General features: G+C 72.0%; 10 protein-coding genes and 1 riboswitch. Of the genes, 4 read left to right on the top strand and 6 right to left on the bottom strand.

Translation table 11 applies throughout. From position 1 onward, the window contains the following. Window positions 1-6: 6 nt before the first annotated feature. Window positions 7-747, bottom strand: coding sequence for a hypothetical protein (locus NBX02_RS11080; protein ID WP_250291223.1), 741 nt, complete (start codon window positions 745-747; stop codon window positions 7-9). Between the two features lie 615 nt (window positions 748-1,362). On the opposite strand from NBX02_RS11080, the gene NBX02_RS11075 reads away from it, so the two are divergent. Further along, window positions 1,363-2,928 carry a multicopper oxidase domain-containing protein gene (locus NBX02_RS11075; RefSeq protein ID WP_250291221.1) on the top strand — a complete coding sequence of 522 codons (1,566 nt, stop codon included), beginning with the start codon at window positions 1,363-1,365 and terminating at the stop codon, window positions 2,926-2,928. Between the two features lie 485 nt (window positions 2,929-3,413). Here the strand turns inward: NBX02_RS11075 and NBX02_RS11070 are convergent, their stop codons facing one another. Both NBX02_RS11070 and NBX02_RS11065 read right to left on the bottom strand, forming a co-directional pair. Next, on the bottom strand, window positions 3,414-7,898 hold the full coding sequence (locus tag NBX02_RS11070) for a tetratricopeptide repeat protein (RefSeq protein WP_250291219.1): 4,485 nt from the start codon (window positions 7,896-7,898) through the stop codon (window positions 3,414-3,416). A 485-nt stretch (window positions 7,899-8,383) separates the two neighbouring features. Next, entirely contained in the window at window positions 8,384-9,709 is a 1,326-nt protein-coding gene (locus NBX02_RS11065; RefSeq protein ID WP_250291217.1) for a glycosyltransferase, read from the bottom strand. Window positions 9,710-10,394: 685 nt separating this feature from the next. Beyond that, a riboswitch (cyclic di-AMP (ydaO/yuaA leader) is annotated at window positions 10,395-10,547 on the top strand. Window positions 10,548-10,648: 101 nt separating this feature from the next. On the opposite strand from NBX02_RS11065, the gene NBX02_RS11060 reads away from it, so the two are divergent. Continuing rightward, window positions 10,649-10,972: a transglycosylase family protein gene (locus NBX02_RS11060; protein WP_250291225.1), complete on the top strand. Its 324-nt coding sequence runs from the start codon at window positions 10,649-10,651 to the stop codon at window positions 10,970-10,972. A 295-nt stretch (window positions 10,973-11,267) separates the two neighbouring features. On the opposite strand, the gene NBX02_RS11055 is transcribed toward NBX02_RS11060, so the two are convergent. Beyond that, complete coding sequence (locus NBX02_RS11055) at window positions 11,268-11,768, bottom strand: NUDIX hydrolase (protein WP_250285383.1); 501 nt, start codon at window positions 11,766-11,768, stop codon at window positions 11,268-11,270. Window positions 11,769-11,948: 180 nt separating this feature from the next. Continuing rightward, window positions 11,949-12,863, bottom strand: a complete 915-nt coding sequence (locus NBX02_RS11050; RefSeq protein ID WP_250291216.1) for an LLM class F420-dependent oxidoreductase — start codon at window positions 12,861-12,863, stop codon at window positions 11,949-11,951. Window positions 12,864-13,444: 581 nt separating this feature from the next. Here NBX02_RS11050 and NBX02_RS11045 point away from each other — a divergent pair. Further along, window positions 13,445-13,939, top strand: coding sequence for a hypothetical protein (locus NBX02_RS11045; protein ID WP_250285381.1), 495 nt, complete (start codon window positions 13,445-13,447; stop codon window positions 13,937-13,939). A gap of 225 nt (window positions 13,940-14,164) precedes the next feature. Here NBX02_RS11045 and NBX02_RS11040 read toward each other — a convergent pair whose 3' ends face one another. After that, the gene (locus tag NBX02_RS11040) at window positions 14,165-15,358 is read right to left on the bottom strand and encodes a trans-sulfuration enzyme family protein (protein WP_250285380.1); all 1,194 of its coding nucleotides are present in this window, start codon (window positions 15,356-15,358) and stop codon (window positions 14,165-14,167) included. A 122-nt stretch (window positions 15,359-15,480) separates the two neighbouring features. Here NBX02_RS11040 and NBX02_RS11035 point away from each other — a divergent pair, with 122 nt between their 5' ends. After that, window positions 15,481-15,717, top strand: a complete 237-nt coding sequence (locus tag NBX02_RS11035; RefSeq protein WP_250285379.1) for a hypothetical protein — start codon at window positions 15,481-15,483, stop codon at window positions 15,715-15,717. Window positions 15,718-15,770: the final 53 nt, after the last annotated feature.

Raw genomic sequence — 15,770 nt, 5'->3', positions numbered from 1 at the left:
GCCTCGTCACGCGCCGCCCGGACGGCGGTGTCCGCGGCCTGGTGCGCCTGGCAGGATGTCCGCGGCCGTCTCGGCGCGCAGCGCCTCCAGGCGTTCCTCGGCGTCCTGCCGCGCCGCCTCCGCCGCGGCGGCGGCCTCGGCGCGGGCCTGCTCGAGCGCCCCCTGCGCCTGCGCCCGGGCCGCCGTGGCCGCGTCGCGTTCGGCCTCCAGGGCGGTGATCCGCTCCTCCAGCGTGTCGACCACGCCGACCGCCTCGGCGGCGACGGCCTCCGACTCGTCCTGGACGGCCTGCGCCTCCCGGGCGGCCTGCTCGGCGCGTACGGCCCGGGCGATCGCTTCGGCGACGCGCTCGGCCGCCTCCGCCTCGACCGTCTCCACCCGCGCCTCGGTGGCGGCTATGTCACCGAGAGCGTTCATCTCCCGGGCGAAGGCGTCCAGCGTCTGGGTGAGGCTGCCGGCCAGCGCGGTGATCTGCTCGGCCAGCGCGTCGGCCCGCCCCCGCGCGCCCACGGCGCGCTCCGGACCGGCCCTGCCGACAGCCGTCCCCGCCCCGGCCGCTCCCGGCCCGGACTGCCCGGCGAGCTCCCGTCGACGACGGTAGGCCGACAGCCGGTTGTGGACGGGATCGTCGCAGTACGCGGGCGGACGCCCCGGCCCGGCCGGCGCGCTCGGCGGCTGGCCGCATCCCGGGTAGGCGCACCGCGCCGGTGCGCTCCCGTCGACCGTCGCGTCCTCGGTCATACTCATCGCTGTCCGTTCTCGCTCCCGGGATCCCGCCCGCACCGACCCGACAAGAATGCACCAGGACGCACGGGCAGGGGTCCAGCGGCCGGCACGGTTCGCCACGGCCCCGCCTCCGGCGCCCCACGGCCCTGTCCCCGGCGTCCTACGGCCCCGTCCCCAGGCGGCCCGTGGGGCGCCGCCTGCTGTTGGCCCGCTCCGCCGGGCCGGGCGACCGGATGCCGTCTGGCGTTTCCCGGCCGGCGGCCGGCCAGGCACCTGCCCGGTATTCCGCGCCCTTCTCGTCCCTGATCGTCTTTTGTGACGTTCAGTATCAGCGCACATCGCTGTTTCCGCCGTGTAAGTGGATGATGCGGACCCCTACCGGACAGGTTCACTCACAATCAGTTACTGTCACGCTCCGTGATTAAGGAATTGCGCGCCGGCAGGCGTACAGCTATGGAGGGCAGACCGCCAGGGAGGGCAGCGGCGCCGCGATCATTCTTTGACGGCCGAGGGACGACGGCCAGCCCGACAGCTCCGACAGGCCCGGGACACCCGGGACGCCCGGGAGGGCCAGACGGCCCGGGCACGCCGGGTGGGCCGTGGCTCCGGGCGCGGCGGCACGCCAGGCGTGCCGCGATGGCGGGCATGCTGACGCTGCTCCTCGCCGCGGCGACCGCCGGGCCCGCCGTGGGCGACACGCCAGGCGCCCACGGCGCTCCCGACACTCACGGCACCCCTGATCCCCACGGCGTCCCCGATCCCCACAGCGTCCCCGATCCCCACAGCGTCCCCGATCCCCACAGCGCCCACGGCACGGACGGGCCCGCGCCCGGCGCGCAGGACGGAGCGGCCGGGTCGTACTGGAACGAGGTCGCCGGCGAGGCCTTCCACCCGACCGGGCGGGTGCGCACCTACTACATCGGCGCCGACGAGGTCGTGTGGGACTACGCCCCGGACGACCGTAACGACATCACCGGCCAGCCCTTCAGCCCCCAGGAGAAAAGCTTCCTCGAGTCCGGCCCGGGGCGGATCGGGCCGAGATATGTGAAATGCCTCTACCGCGGCTATACCGACGCCGGCTTCACCACGCTGGTGTCGCGCCCGCCGCAGGACGCCTACCTGGGCCTGCTGGGGCCCACGATCCACGCCGAGGTCGGCGACACCATAAAGGTCGTATTCCGTAACGGATGCCGGATCCCCGACAGCGTGCATCCCCACGGGGTCTTCTACACGAAAGCCAGCGAGGGGGCGCCGTACGCCGACAACACCTCCGGCGTGGACAAGCTCGACGACGCCGTCCCCACCGGCGGCCGGCACACCTACACCTGGCTGGTGCCCGACCGCGCCGGCCCCGGCCCGCACGACGGCAGCTCCGTGATGTGGATGTACCACTCCCACACCCAGGAGGTCAGCGACACCGCCGCCGGCCTGATGGGCGCGATGGTCATCACCGGCAGCGGCCTGGGCCGCCCGGACGGCACCCCGAAGGACGTCGACCGCGAGATCGTCGCCCTTTTCGAGATCATGGACGAGAACCGCAGCCCGTACCTGGAGGAGAACCTCCGCCGTTTCGCCCAGCCGCCCTACCCGCCGCGCGACGACGTGAACTTCACCAGGTCCAACCTCAGGCTCGCCATCAACGGCTACATCTTCGGCAACGAGCCGATGATCACCATGAGGAAGGGTGAGCACGTCCGCTGGTACGTCATGGGCATGGGCGGCGAGCAGGACCTGCACACCCCGCACTGGCACGGCAACAGCGTGCTGTGGAGCGGCATGCGCATGGACACCGTCCCACTGCTGCCCGCCACCATGGCCACGGCCGACATGGTGCCCGACGACGTCGGGACCTGGCTGTTCCACTGCCACGTCAACGAACACCTCCTCGGCGGCATGATCACCCGCTACCAGGTCCTCACCCCCGACGGAAAACCCGGCCCGTCCTCAGGCTCGGCAGGGCAGGGGGCGGCGGGATCGGGCACGGGGGCGACGTCGTCGTCCGGCTCCGCTTCCGGCTCGGCATCCGCGTCGTCGGCCGGCGGCTCCCCGTCCACGAAGATGCCGATACCGGCAGGCGGCGTACCAGCCGGCGAAGGCGGCACCGCCCACCCCTCGCCCTTCCCGATCGTCCCCGCACTGATCGTTTTCATGATGGCACTGGGCGCCCGCAGACTCGTCGTCCGCCGCCGCACCACCCCCTGACCCCGGCTCCGCGGACCACCTGACCCCCGACGGTTCCGCCCAGCCCAGCACACGGCCATCGCAGGTGTCCCGGCCCAGCCCCACCCGGGACACCTGCATCCCCCACACCACCAACCCAGCTCCACGCGACAAGGCCAGACGCACCGCCCCCATTTCGTCGGTCTGTGAGCCGTAGGCGGGTAGCCTGGTGCTCTTCCGGGCGCTGATAGACAGAAGTAGATTGACCGTGGTGTTTTCCCTGGAAGATCGTCTGCCAGCCTATCGGGTTGCGCCTCGGAGGGCTGAGACAGGCACACCGATTCGCCGCCGGGGTCGGGAGCGTCGTCTACAAGCCGTTCCGGGTACCACCACTACACAGTCCTGGCGGCGAACAACTGACGATGTACGTCCGTAAAGCGGATCCGGCAGAGTTCGACGATTCGACCTGGCTTACCGCCCACCTGTTCCAGGCGCGCCTTGACAAGATCGCAGATATAAGGGGGGCGTCAGCCGTCGCCATCGCTACCAGCGGAGTCGAGCAGCTCAAGAACATAGGCGGCATCCGCGGGAAGCAGATGCTCACCGAGGACCTCATGGAAACGTTGTTCCCCAAGCGCTCTCCGCTGTCGCCCCAACCAGTAGACGTCAATTCCCACCTCGGGCACACCGATTTGTAGACGGACAGCCAGAGCGCTCAGATTATAGGGCACAGCCTCGGCCACACGTCCCAACTCTGTATAAATCACCCCAATCTGGGCTGTGCTGGTGGCGATGCCGGCCCGGTTCCCGATCTCCTCTTTGATGGTGAGGGAGCGGCGGTAGTGTTCTTCCGCCGCACCATAATCCCCCCGCAACTGGGCGATCCTCCCGAGCTGGTGGTAGCTGGCGGCGATGCCGGCCCGGTCCCCGATCTCCTCTTTGATGGTGAGGGAGCGGCGGTAGTGTTCTTCCGCCACACCATAATCCCCCCGCAACTGGGCGATCATCCCGAGCTGGTGGTAGCTGGCGGCGATGCCGGCCCGGTTCCCGATCTCATCGAGAATGGTGAGGGAGCGGCGGTAGTGTTCTTCCGCCACACCATAATCCCCCCGCAACTCGGCGATCCTCCCGAGCTGGTGGTAGCTGGTGGCGATGCCGGCCCGGTCCCCGATCTCATCGAGAATGGTGAGGGAGCGGCGGTAGTGTTCTTCCGCCACACCATAATCCCCCCGCAACTCGGCGATCCTCCCGAGCTGGTGGTAGCTGGCGGCGATGCCGGCCCGGTTCCCGATCTCCTCTTTGATGGTGAGGGAGCGGCGGTAGTGTTCTTCCGCCGCACCATAATCCCCCCGCAACTGGGTGATCATCCCGAGCTGGTGGTAGCTGGCGGCGATGCCGGCCCGGTTCCCGATCTCCTCTTCGATGGTGAGGGAGCGGCGGTAGTGTTCTTCCGCCACACCATAATCCCCCCGCAACTCGGTGATCATCCCGAGCTGGTGGGTGAAGGCGGCAGACAGTCGGGTGGTGGGGGGCAGGTGGGGCAGGGTGTGGCGGCAGATCTGTTCTTCCCAGTCCCACAGTCCCCAGGTGTGGAGCTGGTGGCAGGCGGCGCCGGTGGTTGCCTCCAGGGAGTCGAAGTCGGTGGCGGTGAGGTGGTGGTGGCCGGCTTCGAGGAGGTCGGTGACGTCGGCGAGGCGGTCCTGGGGCCAGACGTTGACGCGCCATTGCCAGTAGGCGGCGGCGGAGCGGTGGGCGGTAGCGCGGGTGTCGGGGTCGGTTCGTTTCTGGTCCAGGAGGGCGGTGGCGGTCCAGCGGTGGACGGTGAACAGGCTCCGGCCGGCCGCGTCGGGGGTGGGGGTGAGCAGGCCGAGGTCGAGCAGGGCGGTCGCGGCGTGGCCGAAGCCGTCGGGGACGGCCAGCGGCGGGCGTTGCTGTTCCCGCACCCAGCCGTGGTAGGCCTCGATCTGCGCGGCGGTCAGCCCGGCGTCCTCCAGGCTGGTGGCGCCGCGGGCCCGGGCCTCGCCGACCAGCCGGAGGATCTCGGTCACGTGTGGGTCGGGGTCGGCGGGTGGGGCGGTCTGGTCGGAGATCTGCCAGGCCAGGCCGATGTCGTCGACCGGACGGCGATAGACCGCGGCGCCGGTCAGCAGCCGGCGGGCCAGGGGGATGCCGTCGAGGCGGGCGAGCAGGGTGTCCAGGACGATGTCGTCGACGGCCAGGGTGACGGTTTCGGCCAGCGCCCGGTCGAGGTCCCCGGCGGTGGTGGTGTACCAGTCGGCCGGGTCGGTGATCCCGCGGGCGTCCAGCGCGGCTTCGAGTTTCGCGGCGATGTCAGGGAAGCGGGCCTGCCCGCCGGCGAGCAGGGCGTCGAGGTACTCGAGCGTGCGGGGATGCCCACCGACGTCGGTGATCGCCCGGGTCTGCTCGGCCGGGGGCAGGGCGTTGAGGGCGGGCAGCCGCCACAGCAGCTTGCGGGCCTCGGCCGGGGAGAGCGGGCCGAGATGGTGGGTGTGCAGCCGCCGGGCGACGGCCCGGTCGACGGGCAGCGGGAAGCGGCTGGTGACCAGCAGCCGCGCCCGCCCGCGCGGGAGCGCCGTCCAGACGGCGAGGAAGGCGGCCACCTGCTCGTCGGCGAACCTCTGCCCGCCGCCGGGCCCGTCGGCGACGAGAATGTCCTCGGCGTTGTCGAGCAGCAGCGTGACCGGCAGCGTGGGCAGCAGATGCTCGGCGAGCTGGGCGAGCCGGTCCGCCCACGGCGTCTGCCCGGAGCGCAGCACGTCGACCAGGCGGCGACGGGTGTCGGTGTCGCTGAGATTGTGGACGAAGCACCAGGAGGACAGCCGGGCGGCGACCGCGTAGAGGATCTGGTCGACGGCGACCGGGCCGGCCAGCGAGACCACCAGCCCGGCCCGCTCACCGAGAGCGGCGACGAGCTGGGCGGCCAGGGTGGACTTCCCGACCCCGCCCATCCCGTGGATCACCACTCCGGTCTGCGTCCCGGCCTGCTCGCCGCGTAACACCCGGGTCAGGGTGCGCAGTTCACCGCGGCGGCCGACGAACTCCCCGACCCGGCGGACCACAATCCCGTCGGCCAGTACCGGCTCAGCCGGCTCGATGATCGTCTTGAAGCCGGCGGCCGGGTCGTAGAGCGGGATCGCCGGGCCGCGCAGGAACAGCGCCGGGGTCGCCCACTCGACCAGCCCGGCCCGCAGGTCCGAGATCGGCAGGGCCTGCCGGTCGGCCTCCACCGCCCGGCGGGCGTCCGCCAGCGCGGCCAGCGGGTCGGGCACGGCCCGGTCGGCGAGCTCACCGTACAGCCGGGAGACCAGCTCGGTGGCGTAATGGTCAGTGACAGACTCGGTCATGGCCAGCACGGCGGGCACCCCGTGGGCGAGCAGCCCCCGGGCCAGCCCCGGGAGGAACCCCTCCCCTCTGTCTTCCTCCCCGCCCTCCCGGCCGCCGGTACCGCCGGTGTCCTCAGCGCCATCGGTACCGCCACCATCGGTGACATCACCAGCGTCGGTACCGTCGGTGGTGCGGATAGCCGTTCGGGCGGTGGAGCAGCCGGCGAGCACGACCAGCGGCACTCCCTGGCCGGGTACCAGCACCTTCTCGGCGAACGTCTCGCTGTCGACCCGGTCTGCGTCGCCGGTGCCGGTCTCCAGGACCAGCCGGCCGGGCTCGGCATGGCAGGAGATATGCAGGATATGGAACCGCTCCTGCTTCAACGCGTCACGGATCGCCGTCCGGCTGCCCTCGTTCAGGATGCGCACGTACGCCGCGCCGCGGCGGCGGGCGTCGTCGACCGCGTCCAGGATGCGGGCCAGCTCGGCTTCGTAGTCCAGCAGCTCACCGCCGCCCCGCTCCGGGCTGGCGATCACCGCGAGGATCCGCAGCGGCCCGGGGATCCCCATCGCCGGGGCGGCACCCAGACCGGTCACGACCCGGTGCAGGTGCACCGACGGGTGCAGCACCAGCGGCCGAGGGTCACCGGGCAGCGTCAGGGTCTCCCACGGCAGATCCGCCAGCCCGGCCCACCCCGCCCCGGCCCGGCCGGTGACGCCCTGACCGCTCCGGCCGCCACCGCTCCGGCCGCCACCGTCCTGACCAGCGCTGTTCTGTCCGGCACCGTTCTGCCCGCCGCCGTCTTGGCCGGCGCCGTTCTGCCCGGCGGCGTCCTGGCCGGCGATCTCGAGGGCGAGGCGCAGCGGCGCCCCGCCGCGCACGGCGGCTTCGAGCTCCACGGCCAGGGTGTCGGCCACGGCGGCGGGCAGGAGCCGCTCGCCGAGCATCCGCCCGGCCGCGCGTAACGCCGCGTCCACCGGATCCACCGGCGCCGTCCCCACGGCGGTGGCCGTCGCCTTCACCAGCAGACCGCCGACGGACGACCGGCGGGCACGCACCCGCTCCAGCTCACGCAGCACCTGGACGGCCGACCAGTCCAGCCCACCCGGCCGGCCCTCGACGACGGTGCCGTCCGCCCTGGTCAGGGCCACACCGTCCGGGCTGATCCGCAGGGTGGCGGCGAGAGGGCCCTCCGCCCGGTAGGCCAGCCCCGGCGGCGGCCGCACGGTACCGTCCACCTCCGGCCGGGCCCGCCGCTCGCCGCGCAGCGCGGCCACCAGCTCACCCACCCGGGCGGTATAGCCGGCCGGGTCGTGCGCCTGCCGGAAATCGACATACACCCGGGCGGCCAGGAACGGCGGCAGCTCGGCATCCCTGAGCAGCACCGGGATCAGCCGCTGCCGGCCGGCGACCGCCCGGGTCAGCATCGCCGCGTACTCCTCGGCCACCCACGGCCGGGCCAGCGCGTCCGGACTGACCACCAGAATCCCGTTCGCGGACGTACGGATACCCTCGTCCAGCCGATGGACGAGCACGTCCGAAGCCGAGATCTCCCACTCGTCGTAGAACACGTGCAGGCCGGCGCGTTCCAGGTTCTCCGCGAGTACCCGCACCCACTCCTGGTCGGCGTGCCCGTAGGAGACGAAGACGTCGAAACCGCCGGCCATCCCAACCCCCCGTACACCGTGACATGACGACGCTCTGCATCGTAATGCCCTGATCGTCGCTGTTGGCGGCCGGCCGGCCACCGTGGTGGCCGCAACCGCGTGACCGGTATGGCCACCACCGCCAGCACGGTCGGAACGACTGGGCCGCCCAGCATCCCGGGACGGGAACGGAGATCCCCGGCAACGCCAGGACCAGCGCGATCAGCGCGATCAGCGCGGACGCCCGGCGTCAGAAGCCGGCACGGGCATGCTCGCCTAGAGCGCCGGTCAGGTAGCGCGGATCTCATCCACGGCCGCCCGCACAGGTCATGATCCAGAAGAGTTTGTCGTTATGTACGCTTTTTGGTCGCGAAAACGTACATAACGACAAAATTACGCTGATCTTCTCCGATGGCCGGCGTCCATCGGAGCGTGCCATCGTTCAGGAGGGATACGTATGGTTACCCGACCGGCGCTCTGGCGGTGGCGGGGAAGGGCTGGGACGGTCAGGTGCCGGTGGCGCTGTCGGAGCCCACCGTCGGGGTTGAGGCGGACGGTGCGGGCGAGGCGGACGGCGAGTAGGCGCGGCCCTTCCAGGCGGCGCCTCGGCCGCGCCAGTGCGCCACGGCCGAGTCCACGGTCATCAGCGTGTACAGGGCGGCGACGGCGGGCAGGGCCACAGCCGTCCACACCGGCTGGCGGTAGTAGCGGAGCATCGGGACATAGGTGGCAGTCATGATCGCCCAGGTGGCGAGCCCGGCGATGCCGGCGACCAGCGCGGCCGCGCCCCCGGCGCCCCCAGCGCCCGCGCCGGCGGCGTCACCGCCACCGGCGAGAGCCCCCGCCAGCCCGATCACGGCCGCCACCGGCGGCAGCAGGTAGGTCAGCACCAGGCCGACGACGGTGCCGGCGAGCAGCACGGGCGAGTGCCGCAGCTGGGTGTACGCACTGCGGGAGATCATCTTCCACAGGTCGGCAAGCCCGGGGTACGGGCGGACGCTGCGCACACCCCCGGGCCCGCGGTCGGCCAGGCCCAGCCAGATCCGTCCCCCACCGCGCTTGACGGCCCTGGCCAGCGAGCAGTCGTCGATGACCGCGCCGCGGATGGCGGCGATCCCGCCGGCGCGGTCCAGCGCGGCCCGGCGCAGCAGGACGCACCCGCCGGCCGCCGCCGCCGTGCGCGCCGTCGGCCGGTTGGCCCGGCGGAACGGGTAGAGCTGGGCGAAGAAGTAGACGAACGCGGGGATGACGAGCCGTTCCCAGCGGTTGCTCGTGCGCAGCACGGCCATCAGGGACGTGAGGTCGAGCCCGTGGCCGGTGGCGTGGCGGACCAGCCGGGTCACCGAGCGCGGGCCGTGGGCGATGTCGGCGTCGGTGAACAGCAGCCACCGCGCGTCGGGCCCGGCCGCGCGCACGCCCTGCTCCATCGCCCACACCTTGCCCGCCCAGCCGGCCGGGCGCGGCTGGCCGTCGACGACCGTCAGCTTCTCGCCGGCGCCCGCGGCCCGGCCGATGGCGCGGGCGACCTCGCCGGTGCCGTCCTCGCTGGAGTCGTCGACCAGCAGGACGCGCAACTGTCCCGGGTAGTCCTGCGCGAGCAGGGTCGGCAGGGTGTGCGGCAGCATCTCGGCCTCGTCCCGGGCCGGCACGATCACGGTGATCGCGGGCCAGCCGCCGGGCGGCTCGACGCCGCCAGCCCCGCCAGCCCCGCCGGTGCCGGCGGCGTCGGCGGCGTCGAGCCGGGTGTCGGTCCGCCAGAACATTCCGTGCCCGGCCGCGAGGACCAGCCAGACCAGCATCGAGAGCACCGCGCACGCCGCCAGCGTCATCATGCCGGTCAGCCTCGCAAATCAGCCGCCCACACGCGCCCATCGACACGGCTGTGTGGTCAGTTCCTCCCACTGTTGACGTGCCATGTCCCGTCCCGTCCTGCTGCCCGGACGGCACGGGCACGGGTACGGGCGGGCACGGCGGCGGCGGCGGCGGCGGCGAGCAAGGCAAACACGATACACGCCTTCCACACCGCCGCCAGCCCCCGGCGGGCGCTTTCCCGCGCGGCGCTTCCGGCCATGCGACGGCTGCGTCGAAGAGCACCCCTCCGGCCACCCTCACGGCTATTTCCACGATCGCCTCGACCGCCTTCCCCGGAAATTTTCGGCGAGTTTCCGACGGGCATTTCCATGTTCATGTCGGTGTTCGTTTTCATGAACATTTCCGTGACGGCGCTGCCGGCGGTCACGAATTCGGCCCGGCCGTCCACACCGCGCGCAGGAGCACCCGGCCGGAAGCGTGGCGATATCGCCACGCTTCGCCGGCGTCACATGCCCATCCAGATAATGAGCGCGCGGGCGCGCGCGTTACCGGACGACCGGGGCGACAATCAACATCAGGAATGCGGTGTGCTCATCTTCACGACTGTCCGCCCCCGCTTGCTTTCCGGGCCGGGACGGTGCGTATGGTCTGCGCCGTGCCTTCGCGAAGAAGGCACCCGTCGGGCGACACGCCGAATCCTGCCCCGGCCGACGGAAGCCAAACCAATGGCAGGAGCGGGGGAACCACTTTTTGCGGGCGTCGCGTATCGGACGTCCTTGGGGTGAAGCCGCGGAACGCGGCCGGGCAGTCCCAGCCCGAACCCGACAGCTCACCTCGCAGGCGTGGGGAAGGACATCATCATGTCCCAGACACGTACTCGTGACGGACACACGCGTGACGGCGCGGCCAGGCACAGCAGGCGGCGCAGCCGCCTGGGAATCAGGACCCGCACCCGCGCGATGATCGCGGTTCCGGCCGTTGTCGCCGCCATCGGCGGCAGCGTCGCGATGTCCCAGCCGGCGAACGCGGAACCGTCCTCGGACCGGGTGCTCTCCGCCATCGCGCAGTGTGAGTCCGGTGGCAACCCGGGCGTCGTCAACGAGATCGGCGCCGGCGGGCTGTTCCAGTTCCTGCCGCCCACCTGGCGGGGCGTCGGCGGGTCCGGTCTGCCGCAGCAGGCCAGCCCCGAGGAGCAGTGGAAGCGCGCCCGCATCCTCTACTCACAGCAGGGCACCGGGCCGTGGTACGCGTCCAGGCACTGCTGGTCCGGAAAGGTCGGCTGACCGGCCACCGGCGGCACGGCCACATTCCCTGTTCTTTCCGTGCCCTTGCCGTCGCTGTTTCCCTTTGCTTCCCTTTGTTTCCCTTTTCACGCTCGGGCCTCCCGCCGGACGGGTTTCGCTGATCCGGTAGACCCGGACGGCCCGTGCCCCGGATAACCATCCGGTTCGCCCCGGGGAGCCGGCGTCATCCCGGTGGAGATCGGACCTCGGTCGGATCTCCACCGGGCGCCCGGTGGACAACCATCACCCACCGGTCACCGGCCGGCCGTGAACCGCCCAGGATTCCCGGCCGGGTTCAGAGCCGGAAACGTTCCCGGTCCACCCGGCCGAGCGGCGGGCGGGTGCGCTCGAGCTCCAGCCCGATGTCGACCAGGTCGATCCGCTCGAGAGCGTGGACCTGACCGAGGTCGACCCACGCGGCCTGGTCGGTCGAACCACCCACCTCGTAGCGCAGTTCACCGGCCACCACCCGGGCGGCGTAAATGACCCGCAGGGTCTGCTGGTCGGCTTCGACGCCCACCGCGCGCGGAAAGTTCCGACGTATCGAGTCCAGACCGAGCAGGGACTCGATCACGACGTGGTATCCGGTTTCCTCCTCGACCTCGCGGATCGCCGCGGCAAGCGGATCCTCCCCGTGGTCGAGCCCGCCGCCGGGCAGCGTCCAGAACGCCTGGCCCGCGCCGGCGAAGCGCGCGAGCAGCACTTCACCGTCCCGGATGCAGACCACATATGCCGCGAGTCTCAGCTCCCGGGTGAGAACCGGCTGTGCCTCCCCGTCCTCCAACAACCCACTCACCTGTGCGGCAACCCCTTCCGGCAGCGACAACCGACTCCGTCCGTCCACCCCCGCACCCAGCCGTTATGACTGTATTCGCGCGCGGCTATTCACGGGCGGCACGGACCGGTCAGCGCTCCACCGGACGGGAGAGCCCCACCCCACCCATCAGCCCGCCGGGCGGACGGCCGGCCCGGCGGGTCAGCCGACAGACGGCGTGTTGAGCGCGACGAGCAGGTCGCTCGTCACCTCCTGCTCCCGCGCCGAGCCGATCGGCTGCGCCACCAGCTCGGTGACACCGGCGCTCGCCAGCCGCCGGATCTGCCGTTCGACGGACGCCTCGTCACCGAGGATGACCGTCTCCCCCGGGCCGTCCACACCCTCCCGGTCGAGGACGGCCCGGTAGCTGGGCAGCTGGCCGACCATGGCGAACCGTTGCGCGACCCACTCCCGGCGTGTGTCGGCGTCCGCGGTCACACAGACGAAGCTGAGCGCCACCACCCGGGGATCCGGCCGGCCCGCGGCCCGGGCGGCCCGGGTGATCGTCGGCACGATGTGGTCGGCGAGGGTCGCCGGGCCCGTCCACGTGGTGACCGTGCCGTCGGCGAGCTCACCGGCGGCACGCAGCATCGCGGGGCCGAGCGCGCCGACCAGCAGCGACGGCGGCTTGCCGCCCGGCACGTCAACGGCGCCGACGGCGGTGAGGGACGCGCCCTGGTGGGTGACGCTCTCCCCGTGCAGCAGCGGGACCAGCACGGACAGGTACTCCCGCAGGTGCGCCGCGGGCCGGTCGAACGAGTAGCCGAACTGGCCCTCGATGATGGGCCGATGACTCACTCCGATACCCAGGGTGAGCCGGTTGCCCACGGCCGCCTGCACCGTCAGCGCCTGGCTGGCGAGCACCAGCGGATGGCGGGGATAGGTCGGCACCACCGCCGTCCCGACCTCGATACCGGGCGCCTCCCGGCCCACGACCGCCAGCGCGGTGAGCGCGTCCCACCCGCCGAACTGGGTCATCCAGGCACTGGCGAAGCCGGCCTTCGCCCCGTCGCGGGCCGCCGCCACGACCGCGTCCAGCGACCGCCCCTGATCGTCCAGGTACATCCCGACACGCATCGGACCCTGCTTTCCCTCATATATGATCACCAACGAGCCCGGCGTCACCGAACACGCTGATTCTGATTACTCTCAGCGAGTATCCAATGGCCTACGTGGCCACGTGGTACGCCACTCGCGGGTGGCCGTCGGCCATCGGCCATATGGGCGCCACGGGGGGCGCGCGACCGGGAAGCCCATCCGCATCCCAGGCGTCCTGCCATGATCGCGAAACTGGCGCCCGAGCGCGGGGAGCACGGAAGATTCACATAAAGTGAGTGTCCCTCCGGCTAGCGGCCGGCTCCGCCATTTCCGCCGTTGCCCCGCTGTGGTCCTCGCAACGCCCCGCCCCGGCGCTCCACCCAGGCGTGACCGGTCATGATCGGATCAGTTCGGAGGCTCGTCTCAGCCTCGACGGCGCTCCGCCGGAGCACACCGGCGCCTCATCGCGGAACGGAGAACGCGCATGCCCGCCCACGCCATCGTGTCCGGCGCACTCGGCCCGCCCGACGCCATCGCCGCCCACACCATCGCCTGTGCCACCGTCGCCGCCCGCACGGTCACCGGCCGCCGCCGCGACGCCTGAGGCGAGGATTGTCACTGTGACGAAGTTCTTCCTGATCCTGCACGTGCTGGCCGCCGTCCTCGCCGTCGGACCGGTCGCCGTCGCCGCCAGCATGTTCCCCCCGGCCCTGCGTCACGCCCAGGCCAGCCCCGGCGATCCGGCCGCCGTCGCGGCCCTGCGCGTCCTGTACCGCGTCTGTGCGGTCTACGCCCTCGTCGGTGTCGCCGTGCCCGCCCTCGGGTTCGCCGCCGCGGGTGAGCTGGGTGTCACAGGCAACGCCTGGGTGATCGCCTCGATCATCCTCACCGCGGGCGCGGCCGCCATCCTGGCGCTGCTCGTCCTGCCCGGCCAGCGCGACGCCCTCCACGCCGTCGACACCGCCGCGCAGGCCACGGCGGGCGCCGACGCCACCGCCAGCCTCGACGCGCGGGCCGGCGCACGCCTGGCCATGCTCACCGGCGCCTTCAACCTGCTCTGGGTGACCGTCACCATCCTGATGATCGTCAGACCCGGCTCCACCACCGGAGGCTGACCCACCCGTAGGTGAAAACCGCCATCCCCCCAGCCGAAACCACCTACAACCGCGGCAAGCGTAGGTGGAAACCGTCATCCTCACAGCGGAAACCACCTACACGGGCTGAGGCGGGCGTAGGCGGCTCTCCGCTGTCAGGCCCGAGTGAACCGAACCGCTCCGCGCGGACAGCCGGTGCCGTACCGGTTCGTGGTTTGGGCCTCCGTCCGTTCGCCGGCACTGTCGCTACAGGGAATCGGCTGCTGTGAGCACGTCATCGACGAGGTCGGCGGTGTCCTCGGTGCCGGCGGCGAGCCGGACCAGTCCCAGGGGGATCCCCGAGGCGATGATCTGTTCCTCGCTGAGCATCCCCGCCCACATCGCCGCGGGGCGCACCGCCAGGGACTCCACACCGCCGAGGCTGACCGCTCGTCGGACGTAGCGCAGCCGGTCGAGGAAGGTGTCGGCCGCCTCGTGGCCACCGGCGAACTCGACCGCGAGCACCCCGCCGAAGCCGGTGAGCTGGCGGGCCGCGAGCGCGTGCTGCGGATGCGCCGCCAGGCCCGGGTAGTGCACCCGCGCGACGGCCGGGTGCCGCTCCAGCGCCTCGGCGAGGGCCTGGCCGTTGGCGTTGTGCCTGGCCATGCGCAGCGGCAGCGTGCGCAGGCCGCGCAGCAGCAGCCAGGCGTCGAAGGGGCCGAGTACCGCGCCGGTGAGCAGGCCGACGTCCCAGACGCGGTCGAGGAGCTCCGCCGGCCCCGCGAGCACACCGGCTGACACGTCGGAGTGGCCGTTGAGGTACTTGGTCGCGCTGTGCCACACCAGGTCGACACCGAGGTCCAGCGGCCGCTGGTTCACGGGTGTGGCGAAGGTGTTGTCCGCCAGGACCAGCGCGTCGTGCGCGTGGGCGAGGCCCGCGACGGCGCGCAGGTCAGTGATCTGCAGCAGCGGGTTGCTCGGTGACTCGACCAGGACGAGGCGGGTCCGCGGGGTCAGGGCCCGGGCGAAGGCGTCGGGGTCCGTCTGGTCCACCTGCGTGGTCGTCACGCCCAGGCGCGGCAGAAGGTTCAACAACAGGGACGCCGTGCCGCTGTAGGTGGATCTCTGCCCGATCACGTGGTCACCGGTGGAGACCAGGGCCAGCACGGCCGTGGTGAGCGCCGCCATGCCCGAGGCGGTGACGAGCGCGGCCTCGGCGTGCTCCAGCTCCGCGACGACGGCCGCGACCTGCGCGTGGTTGGGGTTGCCGAAGCGGGTGTAGAAGCCCTGGCCGCGCCGTTCGACCGCCGCCTGGGCGAACGTCTCGGCGTCCTCGGCCCAGAAGGTCGCCGTCTGGTAGATGGGCGGCGCCACGGAGAGGTCGCGGCGCGCCTCCCGGTCGGCGTGGTTGACCGTCGTGCTGGCCGCGCTGGCCGCGCTGGCCGTACGGGCGTCCGGCATGCTTCTTCTCCTGTGTCGGCGGGGCTGGGGCTGACATCGCCAGGAACAGCACGATGTAACGGACCATAACCAACTAAAGAACAAACCCGGGCTTCACGCGCGGATCCGGCCCCCGCGGAACAATGGCCGCCGACCTGCGGTCGGCGTGGCTGGAATCGACGGCGGCGGACCGCGCCTACGCGGCCTGGGCGCGTGAGGGGGCCGGCATCTGTGTCTCACCGGCGCCGACGACATCCTCCAGCGTCCTCGCCCAGCAGCACAGCACGCAGGCCACCGCGGCCAGGCAACGGTTCGTCGCGTCCTGGAACGAGCTGGCCCCGCGCTACGGGTTCGCCTCCCGGCAGGCCGACGAGATCTGAGCGGAAAGCGTAGGTGGAAACCGTCATCGGCCCAGCGTTTTCCACCTACAGCA

The organism is Protofrankia sp. CiP1_Cm_nod1, assembly GCF_920888515.1.
In the GTDB taxonomy this organism is placed as follows: domain Bacteria; phylum Actinomycetota; class Actinomycetes; order Frankiales; family Frankiaceae; genus Protofrankia.
The sequence above is the reverse complement of the archived record's forward strand: the minus strand, read 5'-3'. Positions and strand labels throughout refer to the sequence as shown.

What these genes read in the sequence shown, in the direction of transcription:
- NBX02_RS11080 (WP_250291223.1), bottom strand. Translation starts at nt 747, where the DNA reads ATGAGTATGACCGAGGACGCGACGGTCGACGGGAGCGCACCGGCGCGG.
- NBX02_RS11075 (WP_250291221.1), top strand. Translation starts at nt 1,363, where the DNA reads ATGGCGGGCATGCTGACGCTGCTCCTCGCCGCGGCGACCGCCGGGCCC.
- NBX02_RS11070 (WP_250291219.1), bottom strand. Translation starts at nt 7,898, where the DNA reads ATGGCCGGCGGTTTCGACGTCTTCGTCTCCTACGGGCACGCCGACCAG.
- NBX02_RS11065 (WP_250291217.1), bottom strand. Translation starts at nt 9,709, where the DNA reads ATGATGACGCTGGCGGCGTGCGCGGTGCTCTCGATGCTGGTCTGGCTG.
- NBX02_RS11060 (WP_250291225.1), top strand. Translation starts at nt 10,649, where the DNA reads ATGATCGCGGTTCCGGCCGTTGTCGCCGCCATCGGCGGCAGCGTCGCG.
- NBX02_RS11050 (WP_250291216.1), bottom strand. Translation starts at nt 12,863, where the DNA reads ATGCGTGTCGGGATGTACCTGGACGATCAGGGGCGGTCGCTGGACGCG.
- NBX02_RS11040 (WP_250285380.1), bottom strand. Translation starts at nt 15,358, where the DNA reads ATGCCGGACGCCCGTACGGCCAGCGCGGCCAGCGCGGCCAGCACGACG.
- NBX02_RS11035 (WP_250285379.1), top strand. Translation starts at nt 15,481, where the DNA reads ATGGCCGCCGACCTGCGGTCGGCGTGGCTGGAATCGACGGCGGCGGAC.